This is a genomic window from Acinetobacter sp. YH12137 (assembly GCF_013418535.1).
In the GTDB taxonomy this organism is placed as follows: domain Bacteria; phylum Pseudomonadota; class Gammaproteobacteria; order Pseudomonadales; family Moraxellaceae; genus Acinetobacter.
Map to the genome: position 1 here is coordinate 116,359 of NZ_VPBW01000003.1, position 11,892 is coordinate 128,250.

Below are 11,892 nucleotides of genomic sequence, written 5' to 3' on the forward strand. Positions count from 1 at the left end.
ATGTCATTTCGGGCCATGCCCGATGAGCATTTATGAGTCCATAAATTTGCAATTTATATACGTATGTATTTTATTGTTAACTCCTTGAAATATAAGATTGATGAATGTTTAGGTTGAAATAGTTAGAAACAAATAACAATGTTAAAAAAAGTAATCAGCCCAAGAAAATCAAGGCTTTCAGAGAGAAATGGCTCTGTTAAACTCTCAAAATAGAGGGTCAGCGTTACTGTTTTTATATAAGAGATGGGACAAAAAGAAAGGGAATAGGAGAAGATATTCGACGCCGTAGCAGTACTGTGTAGCTACGGCGTCAATGAGCAATTTTAGCTGAAAATTAATTGGCAAAGGGTAGGGTCCCACCCTGATCATGTACCTGTTCAAATGTACCTACACGAAGCCGTTCTTCAGGGCGCTGGAAATGTTTCTGACGCAACTGATCAACTGCCTGCTGTTTGGCATTTTCACTCAGGCCACTTTTTAGGATGTTATCGCGCTCGCCCAAGTAACGCGTCACACTGGATTTCCAATTCGCACGTTCATCATCAAGTTTTTCCAGACGTTGGGTTGCTTCAGGACCGACCAGATTCAGGCGCATCTGACGGATTTCTTCCGCAGAACCACCCCGGGCTTTAATATCAGCGGTGAGTTTACGCAGATCTTCCAGTTTATTCAGTTGCTCCAGATTTTCTTGCCAGTCCTGCGGTAACTGCGCAAACAGTTCTTTTAGCTTCTGGGCTTTTTCTGCTTCGCTCAGCTTTTTATCCGCCATGACTGCCATCCGGTCTAAGGTATATTCATGATAGGTATCTTCAGTGCCAAACAGTCCTTCAATTTCATAATCAGAGAAAAAGCGTTTACGCAGGTTCTGGGTGCTGGCATAGATACTGCGGTAGTAAGCTGGATCTTCTTGATCCAGACCTACAGGTGGAGTCAGTTCTCCCAAACCTTGACGATACTGGATATAACGGTTCCAAAGATCCAGAACTTGTGAGAGTGCAGGATCCTGATAATTTTGCTGAATATAGGCCTTAAAATCTCGCTGGATTTGTTCGAGGGTTTTTTCCCCATATTGGGTAATAAAATATTCAAAACAGTTACGGGTCTGTTCATTGACAATCAGGCGATTGCTGGCATCCATCTGCATCTGGCAATTAATTTCCGTATCCTGCTGGCTTGGACTCAGGAATATGTTATTTACGGGGCCATTGGCCAGTGCTGCTGCCTGCTGAGCACTGCTTTCATTGGTGGATTGCGGGCCTGAGACACGTGCCTGTGCTTCATCCCTAGGAGCAAGCCATAGAATCAGGGTAATCAAGCACAATACGATGAGCGCAATCACGATCCATAGTTTATATTTCTGCATATCCTATGCACCTTTATTTTAATTATCGGATTATTTTAAATTTTGCATTCGGCAGAATAGGAGATATTGCACCTTATATGCTGTAGAAAAGTTGTAAATAATTGGCTGGGGTTTTACCATTGCGCCAATTTATAAAATGTCTGACTTTTTGCCATGAAATCCTCATCTCCTAAAATTCAGCGTCGTCATATCAGCGGTGTATTTCTATTAAATAAGCCTCTAGGCATCAGCTCGAATGCTGCATTGCAAAAAGTACGCTGGTTATATCGTGCGCAAAAAGCTGGACATACTGGTGCACTAGATCCCTTGGCCTCCGGTCTTTTACCGATCTGTCTGGGTGAGGCGACCAAGTTTTCGCATTATCTGCTGGATTCAACCAAGCGTTACCAGACCACAGTTTTTCTGGGACATAGCACTACGACAGGTGATGTCGAAGGAGAGATTCTGCTGGAAAAACCAGTGCCTGAACTGAATGAAGAGTTGATTCAGGAGACAATTGCCAAGTTTGTCGGTGAGATCCAGCAAGTGCCACCGATGTATTCGGCTCTGAAAAAAGAAGGTCGTCCGCTGTACGAGCTGGCGCGTAAGGGCATTGAAATCGAACGTGAAGCACGTCCAATTACCATTTATGCAATTGAGCTTTTATCTTTTACTGAAAATAGCATTACGCTGGATGTGACCTGTTCCAAAGGTACTTATATTCGGGTACTCGGCGAAGATATTGCCAAAGCACTCGGTACTTATGGTCATTTGACTTATCTGCACCGGATTCAAACCGGTCATTTTGACCTTATTCCAAGCTATACCATTGAATATCTGGAAAGCTTAACTGAGGCAGAACGTGAAGCACTATTACTGCCAGCTTATGCACCGGTACAGTATTTCCCGCAGATTCAGGCACCGGAAGGCCGTGCAGAATATTTTAGCCGGGGTATGGAAAGTAATATCGACCATTCGGCAGAGCCACAGGTGCTGGTTTTTGATGGCGAGAAATGCTTAGGCCTGGCTGAAATCACGGATAAAAAACGTCTGGTACCTAAACGTGTTCTTAATCTCTAGGCGCGTTGAATAACAATGGACATCGAGATTATCCTCAGTCTGGTGCTTTTTGCCTTTATGGCCGGAGCGATTGACGCTGCTGTCGGTGGTGGCGGTCTGATCCAGATCCCGGCGATTATGAGCAGTCTGCCGCAGTTGCAACCTGCCACGGTATTTGGCACTAACAAGCTGGCCTCTATTTTTGGTACAGGCTCGGCAGCCTTTTCCTATCTTAGACAGGTCAAACTGCCATGGGTTTTACTTGGTGTAATTGCGCTGTGCAGCTTTATTAGCTCATTTATTGGAGCAGCCAGTGTCACCTTGATTCCGGTGGATATTCTCAAGCCTTTTGTGCTGATTATGCTGATCGTGATTGCGATTTATACTTTCATGAAAAAGCAGTTTGGTCGGGTACATGTCGAGCAAAAGCTGAATAAAAAGATGCTGATACTGGCAGCACTAGGCAGTCTGGCTATCGGTTTCTATGACGGAATTTTTGGCCCAGGCACGGGCAGTTTCTTTATCTTTTTCTTTATCCGTTATCTGAGCGTGGATTTCTTGCATGCCTCAGCTTTATCGAAAATTGCCAATTTCACTACCAACTTGGCGGCACTGAGTTTCTTTATTCCTACAGGTCATGTGCTGTTTCTAGTCGGTGCCATGATGGCGGCTGCCAATATTTGCGGTTCGCTATTAGGAGTTAAACTGGCCTTCAAATATGGCAGCGGTTTTATCCGGATTCTGTTTCTGATCCTGGTCAGTTTGCTGATTTGCCGTATGGCTTATCAGATGTTTTTAGCCTAAAAATAGATGTAAACTATTCTCAATATTAAAGTTTTTTATACAAATTCGCCTTATAAATATTCCTGACCATTTGCCGGTTTCACTCTATGCTGGAGCAAAGGCATGACAAAAACAGGAGAAAAATTACATGACCACCATTTTTGAAGCATTAAGGGAAAGTCATGAAATCCAGCGTGATCTGGCAGAAAAATTACTGCAAACTTCGGGGGATTCGCCAGAACGTCGTGAGTTGTTCAAGCAGCTGAAGAATGAACTGTTTGCGCATGAAACCGCAGAAGACCGTTACTTTTATATTCCCTTGATGATGACAGATCCCGGCCTGAACATTACCCGTCACGCCTTGGCAGAACATCATGAGATGGATGAAATGATTGAGGAACTGACTGAAACTGAATTTAGTAGCCCAAGCTGGATTGCAATTGCCAAGAAACTGTCAGATAAGGTACATCATCATTTGAAAGAAGAAGAGCATGCTTTCTTCCAGCAGGCCGGAAAAATTCTGGGAGATGAACAAAAACAGGCTTTAGCGGATCAGTACAAAACTGAATATCAGAGTTATAAAGAAATGAAAAAAGACATGCTGGTTAAAAGCTAATATTTAAATTTATTTAAATTCAAATTTTCATGACAAAAAAAGATGGCCAGAGTGCCATCTTTTTTTATTTATTCAGCTTTCTATTTTCCGGGTTTTATATTGCTGTCGTGCTTCCCGCATGGTCACGCCAACTGAAGCCAGCATAATACAAACCAGTGCGACGGTTTGAAGTAGCGTAATTTTTTCACCCAGCAAAATAAAACCTACCAGTGCCGCCAGAGCTGGAGACAGACTGGAAAGCGTACCATAACTGGTTTTATTCAAGTGCTGAAGCGCTTTTAAATCCAGCGCATAAGGAATGGCTGTTGCCAGCACTGCAATAGTAATGGCCTTGCCCCAATATTGAGTATCAATCAAAGCAGAGGTGTTGTTATATAGGCCGATTGGTAGTAAACACAGGGCTGAAATACTGATGGCAATCGTCAGTGCATGCATCCCGATATTTTGCTGTACCACGCGTTGCCCAAAATAGATATACAGCGCCCAGCAGAGGCCGGCCCCTAAGGCGCAGGCTGCACCAAACAGGTCAAAGTTACTGCTATTGGCTTCCCCCCATGGCACCATCAGCACAATACCTAAAATTGCCAGTAGCACCCAGACATAGTCCTTACGGTTCTGAATCGAAATTAAGGCCAGTCCTAGCGGGCCAATAAATTCCAGTCCGACTGCAATGCCTTGAGGAAGTTTCCCGAGCGACATATAGAACAGGATATTCATGACGCCCAGAGAAGCACTATAGCAGAGCAGATCCCGCCATTTCAGGAAGTGTAAACGTCGAATAATTTTCCAGGAACGGAACATGATACAGACAATAATGGCGGCAAAGCAGAGTCTTAAAATAGTGACGGTGATCGGGTCAAGCACCAGGAAAAGTTGCTTGGCGAAGGATGCACTGATCTGGTATGAAGTCATGGAGAGAACCATGTACAACACAGCAAGAAGTTGGACGTTTGGCATGGGAGAAACTACTTATACCAGAAGGGTATAATCGAGATACAGAAGAAAGCGGAAGTATATCAAACTGGTTAATTTTTGATGAGTAGGGCAGAAGAATATTTTGTGAATACGAAGCAGATTTTGGATCAGTGGATTTAAATTTTTGATTTTATCCCCCACCGAAAAAATTAAATTCAACGTTAATTGTTGATGAGATTGTGGTTACAAATTAATCAATTTTTAATTTGATCTTAATTTTATATTTATTAAAATGGCTTAGACCTCATGATTTGGGTCAACTTTAAAATAACAATGAAAAATAAAGCGATCAAAAAATAATAAGGTAGATAATAATGAAATTAAGATTACTCTCTTGTGCTGTCTTGAGCCTTATGCTGACTGCATGTGGTGGCTCTGATTCTGATAATAACGAGCCAGTCGCAGGCCAACCAACCCCAACCAATCCTGGAACCCCGGATAATGGTGATGGAACATCAGATACGATTTCTGAATTCTATACCTATCAGTTCAACCTGCCGAATATTGATGCTTCAGATATGGAGTCGGAAAAGCTTCTATTGGCCAGTCATAAAAATAAAATTACTGACGGCATCTTATATGCAGATGATAACCGGGCTGTTGATACTGAATATGATCTTGATGAAGATATGACCTTCCCAATTTATGTTACAGAGAAAGGCGTATTCCCTGCAGATCGTGCCCGTACAGCATTAGGCTATAAACTGGAAAAGGTATTGGAAAATACTTCTGAACAATTTACCAGTCGTCCTGTCACTATTCCGGAAAATAACATCAGCAATCATCGACACCTGGAGTGGTATGACCTGTCAGGTAAAGCATTAACTGAACGTACCAATATTGCTGTCGTGAAGATGTATGACGATACCGAGACCAGAGTTTTCTTTAATACTGATACCACGAATGCTGAACGTAAATATTACAATCAATTTGCTACCAATTTTGTCGGTTTACAGAAGGCGCGTACTTTCCCGAACGGATCTAAATGTTTCCGTATTCTGGCGGAACATCCTGAGGAAGAATTTATTGAATTTGATCCGGATATCAAAACTGGCTATCGTACACTGGCTGAATGGCAGACAGGCGAGTCTGTTCAAGAGATGGCGAAAACCATTTTAGATGGCACGATGGCTAACCTGAAATTTAAAAAAGCCGAATATAAAGACGATGCGCAGCAATATTATAAATACTTTGGGGCGATCGAATATCAGGGTGAAATTTATTCCAGTACTTTCTCGGAACATGGAGAGCATATTGATCATGCCGATTATATTGCTCAAGCAAGAAAAGCTGCCTTGGACAATTTAAGGGAAGAGGGTGCAACTCCTCTAATGCTCAAATGGACAGATTACCTGTATGACCATCTTGCTTCGGCATGTGATGGCTATAATGTGACAGCAGCTACAACATTAAATACAGCTATTAAGGATGCAACGCCACGCTAAAATTAAATAGGTCATTTAAAAAAGGCGCTTGAGCGCCTTTTTTATTTAGTGCTTTCTTCTTTGTGTCATCACCGTACAGCCAATCGACGCACTGATAATGGTGGCCAGTGCCAGCCATTGTGTCCACAATAAAGTTTCGCCTAAGAATACAAAACCGGAGAGTGCTGCAACCGCAGGTTCCAGGCTCGTTAGAGTGCCAAAACTCAATGCGGTTAAATTACGCAGTGCAATCATTTCCAAAGTAAAGGGTAAGGCACTGGCAAGTGCAGCCAAAATAACAAAATACATGAGGCTGCTTGGCTCAAACACATGAGCAGGCATTCCCGCAAATAGGGCAATCGGCATCAGCACCAGCATGCCGACGAACATGCCCAGACACACGGTATGATTCCCTGATACACCCGAAGGTTTTTGTCCGGCCACGATATACAGTGCCCAGCAGGAACCTGCACCTAAGGCAAACAGGATGCCCATCGGGTCAAGCGGTTGTGCAGCCTGATCAAAGGGAAACAACAGAACCAGCCCCAGAATGGCCAATCCTACCCAGATAAAATCAAATTTCTGCCGGGCATAAAACAGGGCAACACTTAAGGGACCAATAAATTCAAAAGAGACTGCGATTCCAATCGGCAATCGATCAATTGCCAGATAAAACAGCATATTCATGCCAGCTAATGCCAAGCCATAGCTGATAATGGCTGGCCATCTGACCTGGCGGAAATTGATCTGCCAGACTTTAAAAATGAGCGCCAGAATCAATGCACCCAATAGCAGGCGCATGGCAGAAACGGTCAGGATCGGGAACTGGCCAAACAGATATTTGGCAAAGGAGCCGCTGCTCTGCATGCTAATCATCGCGATCAGCAGAATCAGCGGCGCTTGCACCATAGGTGCAATTTTAAGATTTGGCATGACTAAATTTGTTTCGATTTCTCGAAGAGCGGAAGAGCAGCATCAGCTGAGTAAGGCTTAAAAATAAAAACCTTTAAGCAATAAAAAAACCACAGCCCGAAGACTGTGGCTTTTTAAAAACCTGAATTAGAACAATACGCGAACGCGGATTGTACCTTCAAGGTTGTGTAAAGTATCGAGTGCTTCTTGAGATGCAGTTGCGTCTACATCCATCACCAGGTAACCCACATCGCCTTTGGTCATTAAAGTCTGACCAGAGATGTTGATGCCGTGTTCAGCAAACAGGTTGTTGATCTTAGACAGCACACCCGGAATGTTTTTGTGGATGTGAAGCAGACGGTGTTTGCCTTCAGTTAATGGAAGCGCGATTTCTGGGAAGTTCACCGCAGAAAGCGTCATACCTTTATCTGAATAAGCCACAAATTTCTCAGCAACTTCCAGACCGATGTTCGCCTGAGCTTCCATAGTAGAACCGCCCACGTGTGGAGTCAGGATCACATTTGGAATGTTACGTAATGGAGAAACAAATTCTTCACCGTTCGCTTTAGGCTCTTTAGGGAATACATCAACCGCAGCACCCGCAAGATGGCCAGATTTCAATGCTTCAGCCAGATCTTCGATCACCACACATGTACCACGTGCTGCATTGATGAAGATAGAGCCTTCTTTCATTTGCGCGAATTGTTCTTTGGTCATGAAGTTACGTGTAGACGGAACATCAGGAACGTGAATAGAAACAACATCAGCATTTGCAAGAAGTTCGCCCATTGTGCCGACCTGACGTGCATTACCCAGTGGTAATTTAGTCACTGTGTCGAAATAGATCACTTTCATACCCAGGCTTTCAGCAAGGACAGAAAGTTGTGAACCAATTGAACCGTAACCAACGATACCTAAAGTCTTACCACGAGTTTCGAACGAACCTACAGCAGATTTGTTCCAGCCGCCTGCATGTGTATCTGTAGATTTTTCAGGTACACGGCGAAGCAGAAGAATCGCTTCAGCAAGTACAAGTTCAGCAACCGAACGTGTATTTGAATACGGTGCGTTGAATACCGGAATACCGCGACGCATTGCTGCATCCAGATTCACCTGGTTAGTACCGATACAGAAACAACCTACCGCGATCAGTTTGTTCGCAGCTTCAAACACTTCTTCAGTAAGCTGAGTACGGGAACGGATACCAATGAAGTGTGCATCTTTAATCGCTTCTTTCAGTGCTTCACCCTCAAGCGCTGTTTTGCGATAGTCGATATTGGTATATCCAGCTGCATTCAATGTGTCGATTGCGTTCTGGTGAACGCCTTCTAACAATAGAAAACGGATTTTATCTTTAGGTAGAGATAGATGTTGGCTCATTACGGCTCCGCTACAAAGGCCAAATTTAGTCGCCGTATAATAGCACAGGAATGGGGCGGTTATACATTTCCTTGATGACTACAATATCAGCTATTTTTGCAAGTGATAGTAGTGAAAATGATAGAACTGGTTGAATTAAACTATCATTTTCAAAGGTATATTATCAAAATTGTCATTTTTTAAGGGAAAGCCCCAAAAATAGCTTATAATATTGCGCCATGCTGTTTAAGCTGCCAGTTTTGGTGCTTTAATCATCATGTTTCGCCTGCTTTGTATACAGGTTTTAATGCCTGAAAAATATACAAATAAACTGGCGAGGTCTCTCTTGTTTAATTCATGCTAGGTCTGCAAACGATGAATGCTCCAGTCGCTTTAACCCCAGAGTTATTGACCCAATTGACTGCAATTGTGGGTGAAAACCGTATTAAAACTGATGCGGACAGCCTCCAGAATTGGGGTCGTGATCATACCAAACACTTTGATCCAAACCCATCGGTCATCGTTTTCCCATCTTCGACTGAACAGGTTCAAGCAATTGTGAAGCTTGCCAATCAGTTCAATGTTGCAGTGACTCCATCAGGTGGTCGTACTGGTCTTTCTGCAGGTGCTGTCGCTGCGAATGGCGAGATTGTGGTAAGCATGGACAAGATGAACCAGATTCTGGAATTCTTTCCGGCAGACCGTATGGTGCGCGTACAGGCAGGTGTGGTGACTGAACAGTTGCAAAACTATGCTGAAGAGCAGGGCATGTATTACCCGGTTGATTTTGCCTCTTCTGGTTCAAGCCAGATCGGCGGGAACATCGGCACCAATGCTGGCGGGATTAAAGTGATCAAATACGGCATGACCCGTAACTGGGTGCTTGGCCTGACTGTGGTGACTGGTAAAGGTGATGTACTGCGTCTGAACAAGGGCATGATCAAGAACGCAACGGGTTATGCGTTACAACATCTGTTTATCGGTGGTGAAGGTACCTTAGGGTTAGTCACTGAAGCAGAAATCAAACTTGAGCGTCAGCCACACGACCTGCAAGTGCTGGTACTGGGTGTACCTGATTTTGATGCGATCATGCCAGTATTGCATGCCTTCCAGGCGAAGATTGACCTGACTGCATTCGAGTTCTTCGGTGAGCTAGCGATGCAAAAAGTACTGGCCAATGGTCACGTACAGCGTCCATTTGAAACTGAATGTCCATTCTATGTATTGCTTGAATTTGAAGCGCCGTTTGAGCCAATTATGGACAAGGCAATGGAAATCTTCGAGCACTGTATGGAGCAAGGTTGGGTGCTGGATGGCGTGATGAGCCAAAGTCTTGAGCAAGTACATAGCTTATGGCGTCTGCGTGAAGACATTTCTGAGTCGATTGCTCCATTTATTCCATATAAAAATGACATCTCTGTACTAATCACTCACGTACCGGCATTCATTAAAGAAATCGATGCGATCGTGAATGAAAACTACCCAGACTTCGAAATCTGCTGGTTTGGTCATATCGGTGACGGTAACCTGCACTTGAATATCCTGAAACCGGCTGACCTGACCAAAGATGAATTCTTTGCGAAATGCCAAGTCGTGAACAAGTACGTATTTGATACTGTGAAAAAATATGACGGTTCAATTTCTGCGGAACATGGTGTGGGTATGACCAAGAAACCTTATCTTGAATACACCCGTTCAGCTGAAGAAATCGAATACATGAAAGCCTTGAAAAAAGTGTTCGATCCAAATGGCATCATGAACCCAGGCAAACTATTCAATCTTTAATCAGAATAGATTTACAAAAGCGCATCGAAAGGTGCGCTTTTTTTATTGCTCTGTAACTGGACTTACAGAGTCTAAATAGCGTTAAGCTGAAAAGCCCGGCATGATAATTTCTGCATAATAAAGATAATCTGGGTTAAACAATATGTTACGGTTATTGGCGGTTACAATTTTAGGTCTGGGTGTGATGACATCAGGTTGTACAACTACCCAGAAAGTGATTGCAAAAGTGCAGTCTTCTTCAGATACACCTTTGGATCAGGTGCTTAAAATGAGGCCTGACCTGCGTGAAGAACTGGCAACAGTCGAGATTCGTCAGTTCTTTAATCGTGTTGAGTCACCGACAGTTGGACAGGTGAAAGTAACTGAAACAGGTCTGATGGATGATTCGGTGAGATCGATTCAGACCATTTATCATTTTAGGAAAGAAGATAAAAACTGGAAAATGCACAATACGGAAAAGCTCTATCAGTGTGTACGAGGTTCAAATACCAAAACTTTCCAGAAAGCAGCATGTCCATAATAATGTTTGATCTTTAAACAAAACTTCGTTAAAAGCGTATCTTCAGGATGCGCTTTTTTGCTTTTTGGGGCGATATGAAAAACGATATTAATATAGAAACTGTGCTTAGTAATATAAGTTATGAACTACAAAAATTATTTGATTCTGCCCCATACAATACTTTTGATTACTTAGATTTAGTACAGCTTCTTATTCTCTATAGATTTGAGGAGTTTTCTAAACGGCTAGAACAGCATACCGATTTATTAGAGTCTTTACTAACTAGATTAAAATACGCGAATCCTCATTTCAATTTAGATGAAGTCTTTGAAGCAGAAAGAACTGCAAGAAAAGTATTAGGGGTATTTGATAGCCAGTATAAATTCGCTGATACTGATGAATTAGATTTCCCTTTAAATATAGATAAAGATAATTTAGAAAGAAGCTATAGAAAAATAAACAGACAACTATTTGATATACATAAAGAACAATTAAGAATTTCTTTTAATAATGAAGATGTTTTGAAATTACAGAGTGAAGCTAATCAATTAGTTGAAGAGTTAAGAGTAAAGAAGTATTTATTAAATCAGGATATAGACGATAAAAATAATAGCTTAATTAAAAAATTATATGATGAAATTCATGAGGAAGAAGTTTCGATAGCAAACAAATATAGAAATTGGGCTTTAGGTATTTTTGCAATTATTGGAACAATATTGATATTGGGTTTTCTTAACATCTCTATCCAAAATTGGAATCATTTAAGAGATAGTACCTATATTCATATTCCACTTGGTTGGGAAAGTCTAATCAAAACATTGATGCTTTTTAGCTTAACTACACCTGCTTGGTACTTAGCTCGTGAATCTTCTAAACATCGTAAAGTGGCATATAAAGCCAGAATGTTGGGAACTGAACTCGCTTCTTTCCCACTTTATGCCCGTGAATTTAAAGATGAGGATCGTTTAGAACTTCGGAAACATTTAGCAGATCGTTTCTTTGGACAGGAACTTTATAACGATTCGAAAGCTGATTCAAATTCTGATAATTCGTTGGAAAAAGTCAAATTACTGACAGAGGCAAATAAAGTTTTAGCTGAATCTTTTAAAATGAAGAAATCGGTTGAGAACAGTTAAAG

Annotated in this window: 11 protein-coding genes; 7 read left to right on the plus strand and 4 right to left on the minus strand. The window is 42.2% G+C overall.

Translation table 11 applies throughout. From position 1 onward, the window contains the following. Positions 1-334 precede the first annotated feature (334 nt). Entirely contained in the window at positions 335-1,363 is a 1,029-nt protein-coding gene (locus FTU72_RS02750; RefSeq protein WP_180052401.1) for a lipase secretion chaperone, read from the minus strand. Positions 1,364-1,516: 153 nt separating this feature from the next. Between FTU72_RS02750 and truB the strand changes: the two genes are divergently transcribed. From truB to FTU72_RS02765, 3 genes are all read left to right on the plus strand, one after another. Further along, positions 1,517-2,422, plus strand: a complete 906-nt coding sequence (gene truB, locus FTU72_RS02755; protein WP_180047829.1) for a tRNA pseudouridine(55) synthase TruB — start codon at positions 1,517-1,519, stop codon at positions 2,420-2,422. A 15-nt stretch (positions 2,423-2,437) separates the two neighbouring features. After that, on the plus strand, positions 2,438-3,205 hold the full coding sequence (locus FTU72_RS02760; protein ID WP_004787054.1) for a TSUP family transporter: 768 nt from the start codon (positions 2,438-2,440) through the stop codon (positions 3,203-3,205). A gap of 127 nt (positions 3,206-3,332) precedes the next feature. After that, on the plus strand, positions 3,333-3,800 hold the full coding sequence (locus FTU72_RS02765) for a hemerythrin domain-containing protein (RefSeq protein WP_180013479.1): 468 nt from the start codon (positions 3,333-3,335) through the stop codon (positions 3,798-3,800). 72 nt (positions 3,801-3,872) lie between these two features. Here FTU72_RS02765 and FTU72_RS02770 read toward each other — a convergent pair whose 3' ends face one another. Continuing rightward, a complete protein-coding gene (locus FTU72_RS02770) occupies positions 3,873-4,757 on the minus strand; it encodes a DMT family transporter (RefSeq protein WP_180052400.1) in 885 nt (294 codons plus the stop codon). Positions 4,758-5,089: 332 nt separating this feature from the next. Here FTU72_RS02770 and FTU72_RS02775 point away from each other — a divergent pair, with 332 nt between their 5' ends. After that, positions 5,090-6,220, plus strand: a complete 1,131-nt coding sequence (locus FTU72_RS02775; protein WP_180025559.1) for a hypothetical protein — start codon at positions 5,090-5,092, stop codon at positions 6,218-6,220. A 45-nt stretch (positions 6,221-6,265) separates the two neighbouring features. Here the strand turns inward: FTU72_RS02775 and FTU72_RS02780 are convergent, their stop codons facing one another. Continuing rightward, positions 6,266-7,132, minus strand: coding sequence for a DMT family transporter (locus FTU72_RS02780; RefSeq protein ID WP_180025560.1), 867 nt, complete (start codon positions 7,130-7,132; stop codon positions 6,266-6,268). A gap of 126 nt (positions 7,133-7,258) precedes the next feature. After that, a complete protein-coding gene (gene serA, locus FTU72_RS02785) occupies positions 7,259-8,491 on the minus strand; it encodes a phosphoglycerate dehydrogenase (RefSeq protein ID WP_005233651.1) in 1,233 nt (410 codons plus the stop codon). Positions 8,492-8,845: 354 nt separating this feature from the next. Between serA and FTU72_RS02790 the strand changes: the two genes are divergently transcribed. The 3 genes from FTU72_RS02790 (at position 8,846) to FTU72_RS02800 (ending at position 11,890) form a co-directional block, all read left to right on the plus strand. Beyond that, the gene (locus FTU72_RS02790) at positions 8,846-10,255 is read left to right on the plus strand and encodes an FAD-binding oxidoreductase (RefSeq protein WP_180052399.1); all 1,410 of its coding nucleotides are present in this window, start codon (positions 8,846-8,848) and stop codon (positions 10,253-10,255) included. A gap of 142 nt (positions 10,256-10,397) precedes the next feature. Beyond that, the gene (locus tag FTU72_RS02795) at positions 10,398-10,775 is read left to right on the plus strand and encodes a hypothetical protein (protein WP_179992152.1); all 378 of its coding nucleotides are present in this window, start codon (positions 10,398-10,400) and stop codon (positions 10,773-10,775) included. A 74-nt stretch (positions 10,776-10,849) separates the two neighbouring features. Further along, on the plus strand, positions 10,850-11,890 hold the full coding sequence (locus FTU72_RS02800) for a hypothetical protein (protein WP_180052398.1): 1,041 nt from the start codon (positions 10,850-10,852) through the stop codon (positions 11,888-11,890). The last annotated feature ends 2 nt before the right edge of the window (positions 11,891-11,892 follow it).